The organism is Bradyrhizobium prioriisuperbiae (assembly GCF_032397745.1).
GTDB lineage: Bacteria > Pseudomonadota > Alphaproteobacteria > Rhizobiales > Xanthobacteraceae > Bradyrhizobium_A > Bradyrhizobium_A prioriisuperbiae.
The window spans coordinates 7,729,600-7,748,037 of the sequence record NZ_CP135921.1 but is presented as its reverse complement, the minus strand read 5'-3'; the positions used below and the strand labels follow the sequence as shown (position 1 = coordinate 7,748,037).

General features: G+C 64.7%; 21 protein-coding genes and 1 tRNA gene. 15 read left to right on the top strand and 7 right to left on the bottom strand.

Translation table 11 applies throughout. From position 1 onward, the window contains the following. Nucleotide 1 precedes the first annotated feature (1 nt). The gene (locus RS897_RS36105) at nt 2–589 is read left to right on the top strand and encodes a hypothetical protein (protein ID WP_315833435.1); all 588 of its coding nucleotides are present in this window, start codon (nt 2–4) and stop codon (nt 587–589) included. A 246-nt stretch (nt 590–835) separates the two neighbouring features. Here the strand turns inward: RS897_RS36105 and RS897_RS36100 are convergent, their stop codons facing one another. After that, on the bottom strand, nt 836–2,677 hold the full coding sequence (locus RS897_RS36100; RefSeq protein ID WP_315833434.1) for an alkaline phosphatase family protein: 1,842 nt from the start codon (nt 2,675–2,677) through the stop codon (nt 836–838). A gap of 142 nt (nt 2,678–2,819) precedes the next feature. Here RS897_RS36100 and RS897_RS36095 point away from each other — a divergent pair, with 142 nt between their 5' ends. The 4 genes from RS897_RS36095 to RS897_RS36080 are packed head-to-tail and all read left to right on the top strand — an operon-like array spanning nt 2,820 to nt 7,081. Continuing rightward, nucleotides 2,820–4,835, top strand: coding sequence for an acetyl-CoA carboxylase biotin carboxylase subunit (locus RS897_RS36095; RefSeq protein ID WP_315833433.1), 2,016 nt, complete (start codon nt 2,820–2,822; stop codon nt 4,833–4,835). Between the two features lie 7 nt (nt 4,836–4,842). Continuing rightward, on the top strand, nt 4,843–5,709 hold the full coding sequence (locus RS897_RS36090) for an isocitrate lyase/PEP mutase family protein (protein ID WP_315833432.1): 867 nt from the start codon (nt 4,843–4,845) through the stop codon (nt 5,707–5,709). A gap of 19 nt (nt 5,710–5,728) precedes the next feature. Beyond that, nucleotides 5,729–6,724 carry a Dyp-type peroxidase gene (locus RS897_RS36085; RefSeq protein WP_315833431.1) on the top strand — a complete coding sequence of 332 codons (996 nt, stop codon included), beginning with the start codon at nt 5,729–5,731 and terminating at the stop codon, nt 6,722–6,724. A 45-nt stretch (nt 6,725–6,769) separates the two neighbouring features. After that, the gene (locus RS897_RS36080; RefSeq protein WP_315833430.1) at nt 6,770–7,081 is read left to right on the top strand and encodes an acylphosphatase; all 312 of its coding nucleotides are present in this window, start codon (nt 6,770–6,772) and stop codon (nt 7,079–7,081) included. Nucleotide 7,082: 1 nt separating this feature from the next. Here the strand turns inward: RS897_RS36080 and RS897_RS36075 are convergent, their stop codons facing one another. Further along, the gene (locus tag RS897_RS36075; RefSeq protein WP_315833429.1) at nt 7,083–7,937 is read right to left on the bottom strand and encodes a LysR family transcriptional regulator; all 855 of its coding nucleotides are present in this window, start codon (nt 7,935–7,937) and stop codon (nt 7,083–7,085) included. 119 nt (nt 7,938–8,056) lie between these two features. On the opposite strand from RS897_RS36075, the gene RS897_RS36070 reads away from it, so the two are divergent. Continuing rightward, entirely contained in the window at nt 8,057–8,482 is a 426-nt protein-coding gene (locus RS897_RS36070; RefSeq protein ID WP_315833428.1) for a tautomerase family protein, read from the top strand. Between the two features lie 63 nt (nt 8,483–8,545). Here RS897_RS36070 and lipB read toward each other — a convergent pair whose 3' ends face one another. After that, entirely contained in the window at nt 8,546–9,271 is a 726-nt protein-coding gene (gene lipB / locus RS897_RS36065; protein ID WP_315833427.1) for a lipoyl(octanoyl) transferase LipB, read from the bottom strand. Between the two features lie 62 nt (nt 9,272–9,333). Here lipB and RS897_RS36060 point away from each other — a divergent pair, with 62 nt between their 5' ends. Both RS897_RS36060 and RS897_RS36055 read left to right on the top strand, forming a co-directional pair. Beyond that, nucleotides 9,334–9,576, top strand: coding sequence for a FliM/FliN family flagellar motor switch protein (locus RS897_RS36060; RefSeq protein ID WP_315833426.1), 243 nt, complete (start codon nt 9,334–9,336; stop codon nt 9,574–9,576). Between the two features lie 87 nt (nt 9,577–9,663). Then, a tRNA-Leu gene (locus RS897_RS36055) sits at nt 9,664–9,748 on the top strand. Nucleotides 9,749–9,911: 163 nt separating this feature from the next. Here RS897_RS36055 and RS897_RS36050 read toward each other — a convergent pair. Then, nucleotides 9,912–10,199, bottom strand: a complete 288-nt coding sequence (locus tag RS897_RS36050) for a hypothetical protein (RefSeq protein WP_315833425.1) — start codon at nt 10,197–10,199, stop codon at nt 9,912–9,914. Between the two features lie 294 nt (nt 10,200–10,493). Here RS897_RS36050 and RS897_RS36045 point away from each other — a divergent pair, with 294 nt between their 5' ends. After that, nucleotides 10,494–10,859, top strand: a complete 366-nt coding sequence (locus tag RS897_RS36045) for a hypothetical protein (protein WP_315833424.1) — start codon at nt 10,494–10,496, stop codon at nt 10,857–10,859. Nucleotides 10,860–10,948: 89 nt separating this feature from the next. On the opposite strand, the gene RS897_RS36040 is transcribed toward RS897_RS36045, so the two are convergent. Together RS897_RS36040 and RS897_RS36035 are read right to left on the bottom strand one after the other, a co-directional pair. Beyond that, the gene (locus RS897_RS36040) at nt 10,949–12,280 is read right to left on the bottom strand and encodes a polysaccharide deacetylase family protein (RefSeq protein WP_315833423.1); all 1,332 of its coding nucleotides are present in this window, start codon (nt 12,278–12,280) and stop codon (nt 10,949–10,951) included. 114 nt (nt 12,281–12,394) lie between these two features. After that, the gene (locus tag RS897_RS36035) at nt 12,395–13,183 is read right to left on the bottom strand and encodes a polysaccharide deacetylase family protein (protein WP_315833422.1); all 789 of its coding nucleotides are present in this window, start codon (nt 13,181–13,183) and stop codon (nt 12,395–12,397) included. 125 nt (nt 13,184–13,308) lie between these two features. On the opposite strand from RS897_RS36035, the gene mgtE reads away from it, so the two are divergent. The 5 genes from mgtE (at nt 13,309) to RS897_RS36010 (ending at nt 17,347) form a co-directional block, all read left to right on the top strand. Then, the gene (gene mgtE / locus RS897_RS36030) at nt 13,309–14,724 is read left to right on the top strand and encodes a magnesium transporter (RefSeq protein ID WP_315833421.1); all 1,416 of its coding nucleotides are present in this window, start codon (nt 13,309–13,311) and stop codon (nt 14,722–14,724) included. Nucleotides 14,725–14,825: 101 nt separating this feature from the next. Continuing rightward, nucleotides 14,826–15,131: a helix-turn-helix domain-containing protein gene (locus tag RS897_RS36025; protein WP_315833420.1), complete on the top strand. Its 306-nt coding sequence runs from the start codon at nt 14,826–14,828 to the stop codon at nt 15,129–15,131. A 32-nt stretch (nt 15,132–15,163) separates the two neighbouring features. After that, nucleotides 15,164–15,982 (top strand): aldo/keto reductase, encoded by an 819-nt coding sequence (locus RS897_RS36020; protein ID WP_315833419.1) that lies wholly within the window; start codon nt 15,164–15,166, stop codon nt 15,980–15,982. Between the two features lie 34 nt (nt 15,983–16,016). After that, on the top strand, nt 16,017–16,448 hold the full coding sequence (locus RS897_RS36015; RefSeq protein WP_315833418.1) for a cupin domain-containing protein: 432 nt from the start codon (nt 16,017–16,019) through the stop codon (nt 16,446–16,448). A 95-nt stretch (nt 16,449–16,543) separates the two neighbouring features. Beyond that, nucleotides 16,544–17,347, top strand: coding sequence for a YdcF family protein (locus RS897_RS36010; RefSeq protein WP_315833417.1), 804 nt, complete (start codon nt 16,544–16,546; stop codon nt 17,345–17,347). A gap of 11 nt (nt 17,348–17,358) precedes the next feature. Here RS897_RS36010 and RS897_RS36005 read toward each other — a convergent pair whose 3' ends face one another. After that, nucleotides 17,359–17,631, bottom strand: a complete 273-nt coding sequence (locus tag RS897_RS36005) for a DUF3253 domain-containing protein (protein WP_315833416.1) — start codon at nt 17,629–17,631, stop codon at nt 17,359–17,361. A 119-nt stretch (nt 17,632–17,750) separates the two neighbouring features. Here RS897_RS36005 and RS897_RS36000 point away from each other — a divergent pair, with 119 nt between their 5' ends. Then, nucleotides 17,751–18,407 (top strand): glutathione S-transferase family protein, encoded by a 657-nt coding sequence (locus RS897_RS36000; RefSeq protein WP_315833415.1) that lies wholly within the window; start codon nt 17,751–17,753, stop codon nt 18,405–18,407. Nucleotides 18,408–18,438 lie beyond the last annotated feature (31 nt).

The following is an 18,438-nucleotide window of genomic DNA, read 5'->3' as shown; positions in this document are numbered from 1 at the left end:
AATGTCTGCCCCTGCTGGAACTTTGACCGACCTGATCCGTACCATCGAAACCTCGCCGATCGTCGATCGCGACACAACGGCGCAGGCACTGGCTTTTGTCCGTGATGGCGTTCTGACCGGAGAGGGACCCACGGCAGCAGGGCGTGTTCATTTCTCCCGTTCGCTCGATACCGGCGACGCCGATTGGTGCGCGCGTATCCTGACCGCCGCAGCCCTCGACCATCAACCGGTCAGCCGTGCTGAAGCGGAAGCCCTGTTCCAGATCAACGACGCCGCCACCGAGCGCATGGACGACGGTCGTTTCGATGACCTGTTCGCCAAGGCCATCGTTCATCACGCCGCGTCGTCATCGGGCCTGCCGGTGCCGCCGCGCGCTGTGGCGCTGTCGCCGGAGACCGCCATCGAAAGCTGGGCCCCGACCAAGGCCATCGGCGTCAACATCGAAGTGCTGGAATGGATCGCCGCCCAGATGCGCGGCAAGCGCCGTCACAACCGTCTCCTGATGTCGCTGGTCGCAACGCTGATCGGGGCTGCCACCACGCTGCCGCTGGCGCACTCGCTGCCGGGTCTGCTTGATCTTGGGATGTGATGATCCGGCGTCGGGCCGTTGGGCGCGACGTCATTTTCAAAAAAATCGAACTTTTCCAGTCGCTGCGGATGATCTAGTCCTGGCGCTGCGTCGTGCCACGCGCGATCCGGGCGAGCGCCGTTGACCAGTCCTGATGGCCGTCGCCCAGCGCGACCGCGCGTGTGAGATCCCTCGGGGACCGAACCTCTTCGATAAGTGCAAGTCTTGCGCTTTTAAGTCCTGCGCTTTAAGTCCTGCGCTTCAAGTCTAGCGCTTGGCGGTCTTGTCGGCTTCGAGGCCGACGGTGCGGCCCGGGAAACCTGCGACATCGAAATAGCGCTGCTCCAGCACGCGCTGGAAGTGCAGCACCGTACGCAAGCCATTCGAGCTCGCCGCCGAGGCCAGCGTGCCGGTGTAGGCCTTTGGCGTCACGCCGTTCGGCATGGTTTCCGTCATCACCCGCCCGACCAGTTTGCCTTTCGGCGACGCCTTCATGTCCATGATGCGGGCGATGGTCATGCCGACGTCGGCATTGCTGACCGGCAGGGCGTTGACGTAGCCCGCCTTGAAGTCCGGTCCGATCGCCGCCATGAAGTTCTGGGTATCGGAGCGGGCGAAGTTGCCGTGCATGCCCTGGCCCTGCTGCAGCCGGGTGTCGGCGACTTCGACGGTGCAGAGCACCGGCTGGTCGCAGCCCGTTGAATAGGAGCGGAAGTTCACCACGATCGAGGGATGCGGCGTCAGCGCCTTGCCGTCGAGGCCGACCGACGACAGCCGCAGCGTGCCGCGGATCGGTGCGAGATCGTCATTGACGAAGATGCCGCTGACATAGTCCTGCGCCAGCAGCGCGTCGACCACGCGGCGCGCCAGCTTGCGATCGTTCTTGGGCAGATAGATCAGGTCCGAGCCGCCATTGGCCGCGATTATGACGTCGGGCTTGGCTGCGTCCTTGCCGATCAGGCCGTTGCCGAGACGCGGATACGCGTCCTTGGCGGCCACGGCCGCGTTCTTGCTGTCGGGGTCGAACAGCGGCAGCTCCAGCGCCTTGGCGAGATCGAGCGCGACGAAGCCCGGCGGCAGCGATCCTTCCTTGACGTCGGCGTATTTGCCCTTGGCGGCGGGGCTGGTCGAACTCTCCTTCGAAATCGTCGAGAAGCCGTGGTCGGCGGAGACGATGACGTTGGTCGAGGCCTCGAGACCGAGATCCTTCAGCGCCTGGCGCACCTGCGCCAGATTGTCGTCCGCGTTCTTGATCGCGGCAAGCGAGGTCGGGCCGTTGATGCCCGGCGTTACGCTGTTCAGGCTGTCGCCCTGATTGTGCTGCGAGCCGTCCGGATCGCGCGACCACAGCACGATGATGAACGGCTTGTTGCGCGCTTTGAACATCGGCAGGATGACCTTGGTCACCGCATCGGCAAAGAACTTGCCCTGGGTGACGTTGGCGATGGTCGTGCCGGCGGTCTTGAAGTCGCCGGCCTTGCCGTTGTCGCCGCGCGAGGGCGCGGTGGTGGGCAGGCCCGCGTCGGTCAGGGCCTTCTTGAAGTCGTCGGTCAGCGGCACGCCCGCGGCGCTGCCGGTCTGGTCGTCGATGATGATGGTTTTGCCGGTGCGCTCGTTGTGATCGAACATCAGGGTCGGGCCGAGCTTGCCGACGGCCGCCGTCGAATAGCCGGTGCCGCGCGCCATCCTCAGGATGGTTTCTTCATTGAGATAATTGCCGCCGAAATGATCGTCGATGTCGCCGAGCACGGGGTCGTTCTCGATGAACGGCGTCACGCTGCCGTTGGCGGTGCCGACCGCATAGCCGGTATTGATGGTGTTGCTGAAGATGCCGGTGTCGCCGAGATAGTGGCCGGTCGACATGCCCGAGGCATTCGGCATGGTGAAGGTCGGGAACAACGAGTGCGAATTGGTGAAGTTGATGCCCTTCTCGCGGATCGCGGCCATGGTCGGCGCGGTCTCCGGGGTCACCTTGAGGGCCCGCAACCCGTCCGGAACGAACAGAATGACGTTTCGGGGCTGATTGGTCTGTGCAAATGCGGCTTGAAATGCGGCTTGGGCCGACAGCGCCAGAAACCCTGCGGAGAGGGCCGTGATCCAGGTGCGCATAAAAAATCTCTTTTTCGGTTGAAGGCTTTTCAAGGTATAAATTTCCGTTACGACGGAATTGTTACAGGCGCGGCCCCGTGCCAGATTGGCAGCTCCGAAAGTTATCCACAGCCCGGGTCGAAGAAAGCACAAGAAAAATCTCATGTTCAAACGCATCCTGATCGCCAATCGGGGCGAAATCGCCTGCCGCGTCATCAAAACGGCCCGTCGTTTGGGGATCGAGACCGTGGCGGTGTATTCCGAGGCGGACAAGGATTCCGTCCATGTCGAGATGGCCGATGAGGCCGTGCTGATCGGCCCGCCCGCCGCCGCAGAAAGCTATCTGGTGATCGAGAAGATCGTCGAGGCCTGCCGCAGGACCGGCGCGCAGGCGGTGCATCCGGGATACGGCTTTCTGTCGGAGCGTGAGGCGTTTCCGCGGGCGCTGGCCGAGGCGGGTGTGGTTTTCATCGGTCCCAATCCCGGCGCCATCGCCGCGATGGGCGACAAGATCGAATCCAAGAAGGCGGCCGCGAAGGCCAACGTCTCCACCGTGCCGGGCCATCTCGGCATTATCGAAGACGACAAGCATGCGGTGACCATCGCCGACGAGATCGGTTATCCGGTCATGATCAAGGCGTCCGCCGGCGGCGGCGGCAAGGGCATGCGCATCGCCCACAGCAGGGCGGAGGTTGCCGAAGGCTTCAAGCTGGCGCGCGCAGAAGCGAAAGCGTCGTTCGGCGACGACCGCGTCTTCATCGAAAAATTCATTGTCGATCCCCGGCACATCGAAATCCAGGTGCTGGGCGACAAGCACGGCAACGTGATCTATCTCGGCGAGCGCGAATGCTCGGTGCAGCGTCGCAACCAGAAGGTCATCGAGGAGGCACCGTCGCCGCTGCTCGACGAGGCCACCCGCCGCAAGATGGGCGAACAGGCCGTGGCGCTGGCCAAGGCCGTGAATTACGACTCCGCCGGCACGGTGGAGTTCGTCGCAGGGCAGGACAAGAGCTTCTATTTCCTGGAGATGAACACCCGCCTGCAGGTCGAGCATCCGGTCACCGAACTCGTCACTGGTATCGACCTGGTCGAACAGATGATCCGCGTTGCCGCCGGCGAGAAACTGACCCTCGCGCAGAAGGACGTGACGCTGAAGGGCTGGGCGGTGGAATCCCGCGTCTATGCCGAAGACCCGTTCCGCAATTTTCTGCCTTCGATCGGACGCCTCGTAAAGTATCGTCCGCCGGCGGAAGCGAGCCATGACGGCATCACCGTGCGCAACGACACCGGCGTCGAGGAGGGCGGCGAGATCTCGATCTTCTACGATCCGATGATCGCCAAGCTCGTCACCCACGGCCCCTCGCGCGCGGCGGCGATCGAAGCCCAGTCGAAAGCGCTGGACGCGTTCTACATCGACGGCATCCGTCACAACATCCCGTTCCTGTCGGCGCTGATGCATCATCCGCGCTGGCGCAAGGGCGAGCTGTCGACCGGCTTTATCGCCGAGGAGTTTCCGCAAGGCTTCAGTGCGCGCGAGCCGGAGGGCAATGCCGCGCGCCGCATCGCCGCGGTTGGTGCCGCGATCGATCATGTGCTCGGCGAGCGCAAACGGAAGATTTCCGGGCAGATGAATGGCCGCGAGGTGTCGCGCGAGCGGCGGCGCGCGGTGTGGCTGGCCCGGCAGGAAATTCCACTGGAGATCGCCCGAGACGGCGAGGCGATCGCGGTGCGCTTTGTCGATGCCGACGGTTCGCTCGGCCAGCCGCATCATCTGGTCTCCGCCTGGAAGCCCGGCGAGGGCGTCTGGCATGGCACCCTCGACGGGCTTGCGATCGCCGTCCAGGTCCGTCCGGTCGCCAATGGGTTCAAGCTGGCGCATCAGGGCTACGACGTGGCGGTCAGCGTCTTCACCGAGAGCGAGGCGAATGCCGCGCGCTTGATGCCGGTCAATACCAATGCCGACAGCGGCAAGAAGCTGCTGTGCCCGATGCCCGGCCTGGTGATCTCGATCGACGTCGCCGAGGGCCAGGAGGTCAAGGCCGGCGAGACGCTTGCGGTGGTCGAGGCCATGAAGATGCAGAACGTCTTGCGCGCCGAGCGCGACGGCGTGGTGAAGTCGATCCATGCCAAGGCGGGCGCAACGCTCGCGGTTGACGCGCTGATCCTCGAATTCGCGTGAGGCTGTCATGATTGCTCAGGAGCGGCGCGAAGCGTTTCGCGCGGTGTTGTCGGGACAGAAGGTGATCCGTCCCGGATCGGTCTACGACGCGGTGTCGGCGCGCATCGCCGAGGATCTCGGCTTCGAGATCGGTATTCTCGGCGGCTCGGCCGCGTCGCTGGCGATCCTGGGCGACCCGGATCTGGTGCTGATCACGCTGACCGAGCTCACCGAGCAGGTCCGGCGCATCACCCGCGCCGGCAAGCTGCCGGTGATGGTCGATGCCGATCACGGCTATGGCAATGCGCTCAATGTGCGCCGGACCGTGCAGGAGCTCGAGGCCGCGGGCGCCGCGGCGCTGACCATCGAGGATACGCTGTTGCCGCAGGCCTATGGCGAGGCGAAGCCGCAACTGATCTCGATCGAGGAGGGCGTCGGCAAGATGAAGGCCGCGCGCGACGGCCGCAGCGACCTGTCGCTGGTGATCTTCGGGCGCACCGGAGCCGCGTCCATCAGCGGCATCGACGATACCGTGGCGCGGGCGAAGGCCTATGAGGCCGCGGGCGTCGACGCGCTGTTCTTTACCGGCATCAAGAGCCGCGCCGAGGTGCAGGCGATCGCCGCAGTCACCAAACTGCCGATCATGCTGGGCACCGTCGACGGTGATCTCGACGACGACGTGTTTCTGGCGAGCCAGCGGGTCAGGATCGCCAATCAGGGCCATGCGCCGATCGCCGCGGCGACGCAAGCGGTGTACGCCACGCTGAAAGCGTTGCGCGAGGGCACGCGGCCGAAGGATCTGCAGGGATTGCCATCGGCTGAACTGACCGCGCGGGTGATGCGCGACGGTGTGGTGAAGCAGCGAATCGCCGATGTGCTCGGCTTGAAGCGCTGAGGCCTGTCGGAGAGGCGGAATGTCTGGGAACAGTTGGGACAGAGTGCCGATCGATGCGCAGAGCATCGATGCTCCCTTGTCGACGGCGGCGATCTTCCTTGTGGTGACGGTCGGGAGCGAACCGGCGGATCTCGCGAAGGTTTGCTCTGTCCTCGATGGGCTTGACGATCTCGTCAAGACCGTCGGCTTTCGTGATTTGTCCGGCCGTCTGTCGTGCATCGCCGGAATCGGTCACGATCTCTGGGGGCGTCTGCGTCCAGGTGCTCGGCCGAAAGAGCTGAAGCCGTTCGCAACGATCGAGGGGCCGGTTCATGCGGCGCCGTCGACGCCGGGCGATCTTCTGTTCCATATCCGGTCAGAGCGTCCCGATCTCTGCTTTGAGTTTGAACGGATTCTGCTCGACAATCTCGGCGCCGCCGTGACTGTTGTCGACGAAGTGTCGGGCTTTCGCTATTTCGATGCGCGTGATTTGCTCGGCTTTGTCGACGGCACGGCGAACCCGACCGGCCTCGATCTGCCCGCATCGGCGCTTGTCGGCGATGAAGACGCCGATTTCGCCGGAGGCAGCTACGTCGTCATTCAGAAATATCTGCATGATCTGAGTGCATGGGCGCGGACGCCGACGCCGCTCCAGGAGGAGATCATCGGCCGCACCAAAATCGACAATATCGAGATCGATGACGACGACGCGCCGCGCAAATCGCACAAGTCGCTGGCTACCATCGAAGATGCCGATGGCAACGAGTACGACATCCTGCGCGACAACATGCCCTTCGGCCGTCCGGGGCACCGGGAATTCGGCACCTATTTCATCGGTTATTCCCGCTATCTCTGGGTGATCGAGAAAATGCTTCAGCGCATGTATCTCGGTGATCCGCCCGGCGCTTACGACCGGCTGCTCGACTTCTCGACACCGCACACGGGCACGACGTTTTTCGCGCCGACACGTTCCACGCTGCAATCGCTTATCCAACTGGCGCAACAGCAGCCTGCGGCCGAGGCCTCACCGCGTTGACGCGGGCAGCGGCAGGTCATCGGGCGGCAACAGCCGGACATCAGCATGGGTGAGACACACGCTGTGATCATTCGCCACGCCGCGGTCCGCGGCCGGGTGCAGGGCGTCGGTTATCGCGCCTGGGTCGCGCACACCGCGCGGCAGCGCGATCTCGAAGGCTGGGTGCGCAATCGTCGCGATGGCTCGGTGGAAGCGGTGTTCGCGGGTGAGGCCGATGAGGTGACGCAGATGATCGCCGACTGCCGCCACGGTCCGCGGCTGGCCCACGTCAGTGCCGTGGACGATCAGCCTGCCACGGCCGATATGCTGAACCTGCGTCCGCCCGGCGAGCGGTTTGCGGTGCTTGCCACGCTCTGAGTTACGCCGCCGTCGCTACCTTGCGGAAGGTTGCCGCCAGCGTGCGCAGCGCGGCGAGCTTGCCGGCGTCGCTGACGCGGGAATGCAGCATCACCTTCGAGCTCCCGATGCGCGGCAGCTTGTTGGCGGGGCCGACATCGACAAGGCCGGGTGGGGCGATCCGTTTTGCCAGTGGCGCGATCGCGAGGCCGGCCTGCGCCGCCGCGGTCACCGCACTGACGCCGCCGCCGATGAAGGCTTCGGTCCAATCCATCTCGGCCTTGTCCAGCGCGCGGACCGCCAGCGCACGCACGCCGCAGGGCGCCGCCAGCACGGCAAGCGGCACCTTGGTGTCCGGAGCCACCTGAAATGTCGGCGTGGCGAACCAGCCGAATTCGTCATCGGCCAGCATTTCGCCGCCGCGCCGGCCGGCCTCCTGCCGCACGATCACCGCCTCGAGTTTGCCGGCGTCGAGCGCATCCATCAGGTCGCGGGAGAAACCGATGCTGACCGACAGCGTCAGCGTGGCCGCCACCGATCGCAGCTTTTCCAGCAGCGGCACCAGTTCGGGGCCGGCGGCATGATCGCTGATGCCAAGGCTGAGTTGCTGGCGCACCGGATGGGTGCCAGCCAGCGCGCGGTCGTGCGCCTGCATCAGCGTCTGGGCGTTGTCGCGAAAGGCCTGGCCGTCCGCGGTCAGCCGCACCGAGCGTGGCGAGCGCTCGACCAGACGCTGGCCGAGCAGGGCCTCCAGCCGCTGCAATTTCATGCTGACGGCGGCCTGGGTCGTGCCCAGCGCTTCCGCGGCGCGGGTGAAGCTCTGCAGGTCCGCGACCAGCAGGAAGGCGTGAACGGAGGGAATGTCGAGGCTGGTCATCTCATCATCAGAATTAGTTATTATTGATATCAACAAAGATAAGATATCGGAATGGTGAGGGCAAGACTAGGTTCCTGGCAACGCGATCGATCGCGTCACGCACCTCAAGGAGAACGACCATGCCCCTCATCACCGTTCGCTACGCCAGTTCGAAGACCTCGCCCACGCTGAAGGCCGAGGTCGCTGGCCTCGCCAGCAGCCTTGCCGCCGAGATTCTGCACAAGGATCCCAAGGTCACCGCCGTGATCGTGGAAACCGTCAATCCGGCCGACTGGTTTGCCGGTGGCACTTCACTCGCCGAGCAGAAGCTGGCGAGCTTCTGGCTCGACATCCGAATCACCGATGGCACCAACACCAAGGACGAGAAGGCCGATTTCGTCGCTGCCGCATTCAAGCGGATGGGCGACCTGCTGGGGCCGCTGCACAACGAGACCTACGTCCACGTCAATGACGTGCGCGGGGACGCCTATGGCTACGGGGGCCTGACCCAGGAGCGGCGCTATATCGCCGGCAAGCTGGCGGCGCTGAAGAGTGTCGCGGCCTGAGGCGAGCATGATCCGGAAAAGTGGGAACCGGTTTTCCGAAAGATCATGCTCAACTAAAAAGATTCAGGCCACGGTTTCCGGCAGGTGCACCATCGCGGGGCCGAAAATCTCCTCGAACGCCTGCCGGAGCGCAATGTCCACATCGGCCATGGTTACCGGCAGCCCGAGGTCGACCAGGCTGGTGACGCCGTAGCGGGGGTCCACGACGCCGCAGGGGACGATCCCGGCGAAATGGCCGAGATCCGGTTCCACATTGATGGCGATGCCGTGGAAGGCCACCCAGCGCCGCAACCGGACTCCGATGGCGGCGATTTTGTCTTCGTGGCCCGGGCCCTTGTCGGGCCGGGCCACCCAGACCCCGACCCGGTCTTCCCGCCGCTCGCCCCGCACGTTAAAGGCGGCCAGGGTCCGGATGATGAGTTCCTCCAGAGCGGCCACATAGGCACGGACGTCCGGGCGGCGGCGCTTGAGGTCCAGCATCAGGTAAACCACCCGCTGGCCGGGGCCGTGATAGGTCAGCTGGCCGCCGCGGCCGGTGGAAAACACCGGGAATCGAGGGTTCCGCAGGTCGGCTGGCTGGGCGCTGGTTCCTGAGGTGTAGAGCGGGGGGTGTTCCAGCAGCCAGACCTGCTCGGGGGCCTCGGCCGCGGCGATCGCCGCCGCCCGCTGGTCCATGGCGGCGAGGGCGTCCGGATAGGTCACCGGGGCGTCCGATATCAGCCATTCGACCGGGGAGCCGTCAGGGCCCCGAAAGTCCGTCAAATCAAGCTGTTGGCGGCTATTAACCATTAACTAACCATAACCGTGTTGATCTCTCACTCATCGCCCCTCAGCGTGAGCCTGGATTCCCTGTGACAACCCTCGATAAAGTCTCTGTCGACCTGATGGTCGTCCTCGGAACGACCACCATGCCCATCCATCAGGTGATGCGGTTGAGCCGCGGCGCCATCATCGAGCTCGACGCCACCGAGCAGGACGAGGTCAGGGTCCTGGCCAACAACCTGCCGATTGCAAGTGGGGTGGTTGTGGTCAATCGCAACAGGATCGCGGTCGAAGTCAAGCAAATGTTGCCCCGAACTCCTGATCACAGATAGTGGTTCGGCTCTTGTCCCTGCATCGCTGATTTGTTACAGGAGCGCCGGTCGGGCCGGCGTTGATTCAACGCTCAGCGCCTTATCCCTGCGGTCGTGGCGGAATTGGTAGACGCGCTGCCTTGAGGTGGCAGTGAGTAAAATCGTGAAGGTTCGAGTCCTTTCGACCGCACCAGCCTGATACCTGAATGGAAAAGGGCACCCCTTGAGAACCGCCGAGGTTTTCAAGGGGTGCCCTTTTTCATGCGGGTGGTTTCCATCCGGGGGGCCCAAAGGGGGCCGACAGCCGAACCGGCTGCGGCCCCATCGATTCGCGAGCTCGTTGGCGCCAATTCTTGCTAGTGCATCGGCTCGATGTGCTCGGCGCGGCTGAGGTGCACCGCACACTCACCGTCCTTGGATTCGCTGAGCGCGGTGTTGGCGAGTGCGATCTCCTTGACCGCAGCCCACTTGTTCGGATCGCCGTCGGGCAGGCCGGACACGTAGTCGTTGACCTTGGCCATGGTGTCGCCTCCGCAGCTGATCCCGCCCCGGTGGTGGGACGCGGCCGAGGCCGGCGCGACGGAAAGAGCAAGGGTCGCGAGCGCAACGGCGCCAAAAAGATTTTTGCTGAGATTGCCGATCATGATGTGCCTCATGTTTCCTAAACACAAATCGGGCATGATTGCCGAAATTTGCGGACGGATTCATACGCTCGGTCGTTGCGTCTGGGCATGATCACGTCATTGAATTTTTCGTGCGTAGGTTGTGAATGCGGCGTGAAGCGCGAAAAAGTGTGTGTCCGTGACGCCGATGTGATTTGCGTTGACGTCGACTGTTCCGCGATCGACCGATCGTCGGAAATATCTTGAAACATAGCGATTTTGGCGCCGGGGCCGTGCTCCGGCGTGTCTGCCTCGATCGAACTCCGGGACACCGAGATGACCTTCCTGAGCTACGCTTATCGCTTCGTCTCGAACTTCCTGTTCATGGCGATGGTCTATTTCAGCCTGAACTTCATGGACAAGTATCAGCAGAAGGCGATCGTCGCGATCCTGGTGCTGGTCTATGCCTCCATGCGCACCGTCTCGGCGCTGCGCTCGTTCTATTTTTATCAGCGCATCGAGCGGCTGGAGATCGAAGCCCGCCGGCTCGCGGTTGCCGCCAAGGTACCCGATAACCAGCGCAAGCAGGTCGTCGGCGAGGTGGCGCTTCTGCGCCGTCACGGCGAGGTCAAGTCTTACATCGACCTGCTGTTTCTCTGCCTGATCGTGCTGCTCTGCCTGGTGAAGATCATCGGCAGCTGAGCGGTGCCTGAGAGAGATGCGAGCTCTAGATTCTTATTTTGACGCGTTTTCTTGACGCGAACCGGTGTCCACTTCGCTGGAAAACGCTCTTAACGCAGTGTCAGCGGCCCGCGGTGCAGCCCGATCGGTGTCACCGGCCAGCTTCCCGGCAGTTGCTGGTGGCCCGTGGTGGGCTGAACCCGGATTGAACCGGTGGTCTCGACGGCGGTGTCGACCTTGGCCGACGGGGACTGCTGCGCATGCTGGGTGCCGTGGCGGGCCATCAGCTTGAGTTCGGCGCGCGGCATCGGCGGTGCGCGAAACACCGAGCGGTCGGGCGCCGGCAGGTCGTTGACCGGCGACACGGCCTTCAGCGCGGAGCGCGGCCACAACGGTTCGGGTGGCAGCGGCACGGTGTCGGCGGCAAAGCGGCCGGGCCGGAAGACCCGGTCGCGCGGCCTGTGGAAAACCGTCATGTCGTCGGCGTAGCGGGTGTCCTCGAGACCGGGCGCCACCATCGCGCCAGTCTGCGTGTAGACGAAGCGGGGCACGGCGGGCCAGCTTGCGACGGCCGCGGCGGGCGCGGCATCCGGATGCAGCAGCCAGTCACGCGGCTCGGTCGGTGTTTTCGGCCGGTCCGGCGTTGCCGGCACCACGTGGACGATTTTATAGCCGCGCGCCTTCAGCTCACGCAGCAGGGTCGGCAGCATCGCCGAGGTGCGGCCCTGGATGTCATGCAGCAGCAGGATGCCCTTGCCCTTGGCCTCCAGCCGGGTCAGAGCGAGATGCAGCACCTGGGCCGACGAGATGTGTCGCCAGTCGTCCGCCGGAAAATCCGCGCTCCAGGTCATGATGCCCTGCGAAGCCAGATACTCTTCGACACCTTCGGCCCGCAGCAGTCCGGGAATGCGGAAGAACGGCGCGATGGCGCTGCGATCACCCAGCGCCGCGGCGGTGTGCTCGATGCCGTCATTAATCTCCTGCATCGCGCGTTCGACCGGCATGCGGTTGAAGCTGAGCGGATGGTTTTCGCTGTGAGTGCCGATGGTGTGACCGGCGTCGCGGACCCGGCGCACGCCGTCCGGAAACTGGTGCGCCATCCGTCCGATGATGAAGAACGTCGCCTTGACGCACTCCGAAGCCAGCGTCTCCAGCACCTGGTTGCTGTGCGGCGGCAGCGGGCCATCGTCGAAGGTGAGCACCACCTCGTGATCTTTCAACGGCAGCGTCTCGCTATACTGCATGGTGCCGACCTTGGTGTGCTCGGTCGGGTCGATCACCAGGGTACGCGAGGTGCCGAGCGCGCCGGGATTGCCGGGGCAGCCGTCGGCGCGGGCCGCCGTCGGGACCAGAAGTGATGTTGCAAGGAGCGCCAGGCCGAAGGCCGACGCCAGAACAGACAAGGGTCGCGCCCGATGGCCGACCGACACGAAATTGATCATCTCACCGCACTATCCAGATGGCGGACAAAAATAGCGCTCCGCCAATGAACGAGGCCTTAACCCGCCGGCCGTCTCAAGCATCGACTCTTGAGTCGGTGGAGGGACGGTGTCGGTTCATTGGGCGACGCTGGCATCCCTGTTCGGTTGCTTCGGCACGATATGGACCACACGGTAGCCGTTGGTGCGCAAATAGCGCAGGAAATCCGGCAGCATCGCCGCGGTCCGGGTCTTGGTATCGTGGAACAGGATGATCCCTTTGCGGGCGGATTGAAGCCGCTCGGTGGCCAGATTGAGTTCTTGCTGGGGCGTGATCTCGGTCCAGTCGCTGGCCCACAGATCCGCGCCGAACACGGCGATGCCGCGGGCCTGCAGCGTATCGAGCAGGGACGGCCTGCTTTCGAAATACGGGAAGCGGAAAAACGGCGTGCTCGGCGTCTCCGTCGGCTTGCCGTTCAGCGCGGCCTCGTCCGCCGCGATGCCGCGGTTGATGTTGGCCAGCGCCTCGGCCTCCGGGATCTGGCCGAGGTTGGGATGCGACCAGGTGTGGTGCCCGATGGTGTGGCCGGCGGCGGCCATCGCTTTCACCAGCCCCGGGTGCGCTGCGGCGCTCTGGCCGATCAGGAAGAACGTGGCCTGCACGCATTCGCGCGCCAGCGCCGCCAGCACCTTTTTGGTGGTCGGCGGGTTCGGGCCATCGTCGAAGGTCAGCACCACCTCCTTGTCGGCCAGCGGCAGTGTCTGGGGAAAGCTTCTGGTCCCGACCCGCGGCCAGGCCTTCGGGTCCACCTGCAGAACGCGTGACGTCCCCAGTGCGTCCGCGCGCGGACACTCGGCGGCCTCGGCGATGGCGGCAGAGGCGGCGAGGGCAGTCAGTGCAAGCAACGCAGTTCGCAGCAGAAGCATGACAGGGTCCGGGTTTCCTGCGGTTTACGACAATCCACCCAGATTGTCATTGCGCGATCCGGCGACGATTGGGTAAGCCCTCCCTCGACTCCACTCGAGCAATCTTTCGCAATGTGAGGCGCGGCATGGCAGAGGATCTGGAACTGGCCGAGCCCGCGTTATCCATGCTTGATCGTTTCCCGATGCGTGACGACGACGGCGTGGTGCGGCCGGAGTTCGTGGCGCGCGTCTCCGAGGCGGTTGAAGCCGACGATTCCGCATTCCTGCGCGAACTGGTCGCCGAGTTGCACGAGGCTGACCTTGGCAATCTGATCGAGGCGCTGGAGGCCGATCTGCGGCCGCGGCTGGTCGAATTGACCGGTGCGGATTTCGACTTCTCGGCGCTGAACGAAGTCGACGACACGGTTCGCGAGGAGATCCTCGAAGAGCTCGAACCGGAGACCGTGGCCGAGGGCGTTCGCGAGCTCGAATCCGACGACGCCGTCGAACTGCTGCAGGACCTGACGGAAGAAGACCAGGCCGAAATTCTCGAGAAGCTGCCGATATCGGAGCGGGCGGCGCTCGAGCACATCCTCGACTATCCGGAAGATTCCGCCGGCCGTCGCATGCAGACGGAGTTTATCGCCGTGCCGCCCGACTGGACGGTGGGACAGGCCATCGACTACATGCGCGAAACGCCGGACCTGCCGGACCGGTTCTACGAAATCTATGTGGTGGACGAGACCGGCCGCTGGAGCGGCGTGGTCGCGCTGGACACGTTGCTGCGCGCCAACCGTCCGGTGGGCATCGCCGACCTGATGCACGAGGACACCCGTCACGTTTCGCCGACCGACGATCAGAGCGAGGTGGCGCGGCTGTTCGGCAAGTACAATCTGGTGGCGGCACCGGTGGTCGACGGCGGCAGACTGGTTGGTGTCATCACCATCGACGATGTGGTCGACGTCATCGAGCAGGACGCCGAAGAGGACATCAAGGCGCTCGGCGGCGTCACCAGCGACGAAGAGCTTTCGGATACGTTCTGGACCATCGTCAAGGGCCGCTTCAACTGGCTGCTGGTCAATCTCGCCACCGCCTTCCTTGCGTCCTCGGTGCTCGGCATGTTCGAGGGCCAGCTTGAGAAGATGGTGGCACTCGCGGTGTTGGCGCCGATCGTCGCAAGCCAGGGCGGCAATGCCGCGACCCAGACCATGACGGTGGCGGTGCGCGCGCTCGCCACCCGCGACCTCAGCGCCGCCAATGCGCGGCGGGTGGTGCTGCGCGAAGGGCTGGTCGGCCTGCTCAACGGCCTCGGCTTCGCCGTCATCACCGGCGTGGTCGCGGTGGCCTGGTTCAGGATCCCCGGCCTCGGCATCGTCATCGGCCTTGCGATGATGTGCAACTTGGTCGCCGGCGCGCTCGGTGGCATCCTGATCCCGCTTGCGATTCAGCGGGTGCGCGGTGATCCCGCGGTGGCCTCGGGCGTGTTCGTCACCACCATCACCGACGTGGTCGGCTTCTTCTCGTTCCTCGGCATCGCGACGCTCTGGTTCGGCCTGAAGTAGCGCGCAAACGCATCTTCATCAGACTTTAACGCGCATAGCGGACCATATGCATCGAGAAGTAGCCCAAAAATACCTATGCGCGGCTATGACATGGTTCGAAGATGCAGCGTTTGAGATTGAAGGCCGACGGACGGATCGTGGAGTTGCGCGAGGGCCGCGAAATGCCGCTCCCGGCGCCGGCGATGCCGCCCGTTGCGGCCGTGCCCGCCGTTCGTGATCTGCGCCGGCGCGCGCGCCTGACCCAGGCCGAGTTCGCCGCCAAGCTCGGCGTGCCCATCGAAACCATTCGCAACTGGGAACAGGGCAAGCGTTCGCCGCGTGGCCCGGCGCGGGCGCTGCTTGCGGTGATCGCACATGCGCCCGAGACGGTGTTTGCGGCGCTGGCCGGAGCCAACGCCTCGGCGTAAGCGGCCATCCTGAACCTGTTCTGGAGACGCCCATGCAGATGATCGAAGCGAACGGGGCGGCCATCCCCGCGCTCGGCCTCGGCACATGGGAGCTGCGCGGGCGGGCCTGCGCGCGCCTGGTCGAGCAGGCCATCAAGCTCGGCTATCGCCACATCGATACGGCGCAGGTCTATGACAATGAACGCGAGGTCGGCGAGGGCATCCGCGCCTCCGGCATCGTACGCGACGACATCTTCGTCACCACCAAAGTGTGGACCACTCATTTCGCGCCGACCGAACTCGAGCGCTCGACCCGGGAAAGCCTGGCGCGCCTGCGTTTGGCCGACGTCGACCTGCTGCTGTTGCACTGGCCCAACCCGCAGGTGCCGCTGAGCGAAACGCTGGGCGCGCTGGCCCGCGTCAAGCAACTCGGGCTCGCGAGAAACATCGGCGTGTCGAACTTCACGGTGGCGCTGATCGAGCAGGCGATTGCGTTGTGTCCGGAGCTGCTGGTGTGCGACCAGGTCGAGTATCATCCGTTCCTCAGTCAATCGAAGGTGCTCGATGCCTGCCGGCGTCACGGCATGGCACTCGTTGCCTACAGCCCGATCGCGAAGGGGCGGATCAAGGGCAACGAGACGCTGGAGCGTATCGGCAAGAAATACGGCAAGACAGTTGCGCAGGTGTGCCTGCGCTGGCTGGTGCAGCAGAACGTCGCGGCGATCCCGCGCACCTCGCGGGTCGAACGTCTGTCGGAAAATCTCGCCATCTTCGATTTTGTTTTGTCCGATCGCGAGATGGATGAGATTTTTGCGATGGCGACCGGCAAGGGCCGGCTCACCAACTTCGCCTTCGCACCGAACTGGGATTGAGATCCCTGCGCAAGTCATGAACGAAGGACCAGAGATGACCATGCCGGAAGTCATGCGTATCGGCGGCCTGGAATTGCGATTCCTGCTGAGCAGCGACAGCACCGACGGCAGCCTCGGCCTGTTCGAGATGACCGTGCAGCCGAATGCCCGGATGCCGATCGCTCACCATCACGAGAGTTGGGACGAAACCATCTATGGGCTGGCCGGGGTGACGACCTGGCAGCTCGGCGAGCGCGACGTAACGCTTGAGCTCGGACAAAACCTCTTCATCAAGCGTGGGGTTGTCCACGGCTTCCGCAACGACACCCAGGTGCCGGCGAACTGTCTCTGCATCCTGACTCCGGCGGCGCTCGACCCCGGATACTTCCGGGAAATGGCGGCCCTGCTGGCGACCGGTGCCCCCGATCCGACGAAGATGAGGGAGACGATGCTGCGTCACGGGTTGGTGCCGGCTCCGCCGGCTTAAAGGATCGCGAGCCCAAGCACGGTCTTGTCACCGATTGATCTTGCGCGGCCGATCGGTCATGCAGGCCCAGCATCTGGAAAGGTCAGGCTGACCGAATGTTCTTCATTGCGTCCAAGGTTCTGGGATTCTTCGCGCTGCCGTCCAACCTGATCGCGTCGCTGCTGGTGTTCGGCGCGCTGTTGTACGTGGTCGGCTTGAAGCGCGGGGCGAGGGGCGTGATCGGGACGTCGATCATCCTCCTGCTGCTGGTTGGATACTGGCCGGTCAGCAATCTCGCGCTGTTGCCGCTGACCGAGCGCTTTCCGGCCTGGCAGCAGGCCGGCGGACGCGACCCTGATGGCATCGTCATCCTCGGCGGCGCGATTGATCCGGAGACGTCGGAGGCGCGCCACACCGTCGAGCTCGACGCGGCGGGCGAGCGGGTGCTGGCGATGCTGCAATTGGCCCGGCAATATCCCAAGGCGCGCATCGTGTTCAGCGGCGGCAGTGCCAATCTGACCACGGCTCCGGTGCCGGAGGGGCCGATCGCCGGCAAGCTGCTGGCGAGTTTCGGTATCGCGCCCGATCGCGTGACGCTGGAGAACCGCTCGCGCACGACCTACGAAAATGCGATTTTCACTCGCGATCTGGTGGCGCCCAAGCCGGGCGAGCGCTGGCTGCTGGTGACGTCGGCCTTTCACATGCCGCGGTCGATGGGCGTGTTCCGCGCCGCCGGCTTCGAGGTCGAGGCCTATCCGGTCGATTGGCGCACCCGGGGCTGGATCGATGCAGCGGTGCCGATCGAGACGCTGACGCGGGGCCTCGCCCGCGCCGACATCGCCAGCCACGAATGGACCGGTTTGATTGCCTACTGGCTGTCGGGGAAAAGTCGGGAGCTGTTTCCGAGGCCCACCAAGTAGGCCCGGTAGCTCTAATCGTGCCGCGGCAGTCCGAGCCGGTAGACGCCGCGGAAGTCGTTGGGATCGGCCGGCTTGCCCTTGCGATAGATCACCAGGCGCCCAGCCAGCGCCAGGCTCACCGCGGCGCGCCGGATCGGCACCAGCAGGTCGTGCCAGTCACCGTCGCTGGCGATGGCGTGTGCGATCTCCGGCGGGCTCAGCGTCTTGCTGCCGACCTCGCTCAGGACCTTCAGGATGGCGCTGTCGAGCTGGGCGGGGGGAGCGGTCGAATCGGATGGGGTCATGGCACTGCCATGACGCATCCGCCACGAGGCTGCAAGGCGCACAACGCCTTTGTCGCCGTGCCGGATTGATCGCCGCGCGCCGCGCGTGCAAGGTGGCGCATCCTCTCGGAGTCCCGGACATGAGTCTGACGCTGGTCATCGGCAACAAGAACTATTCGTCATGGTCGATGCGGCCGTGGGTGGCGCTGCGTGCCGCCGGCATTGCGTTCGACGAAATCGTGATTCCGCTCTATACCGACGCCGCCGACAAGCAGCGCATCCTCGACGTCACCAGGTCCGGCAAGGTGCCCGCGCTGGTGGACGGCGACCTGACGGTGTGGGATTCGCTGGCCATCATCGAATACGCCGCCGAGCGCTTTCCCGAAGCGAAACTCTGGCCGCAGGACCGCGCCATGCGGGCCCATGCGCGCTCGATTTCGGCGGAGATGCATTCCTCGTTCGGCGCCCTGCGCAACGAGTGCGGCATGAACCTGCATCGTCCGGTGCGGGCGAAAGCGCTTTCCGTGCAGGCACAGGCCGACATCGCGCGGATTCAGGAGATCTGGACCGACTGCCGGGCACGTTATGGCGCGCAGGGCCCGTTCCTGTTCGGCGGCTTCAGTGGTGCGGACGCCATGTACGCACCGGTGGTGCACCGGTTGCGCATCTACGCCGTCAACGTCACGCCGCCGGTATGTGCTTACATGGAGGCCATGCAGGCGCTGCCCGCGTTCCGGCAGTGGACTGAGGCGGGGTTGGCGGAAACGCTGGTGATCGAAAAATTCGAGAACGACTAAATCACGGAATTGTCAGCAGACGGCAGCGAGG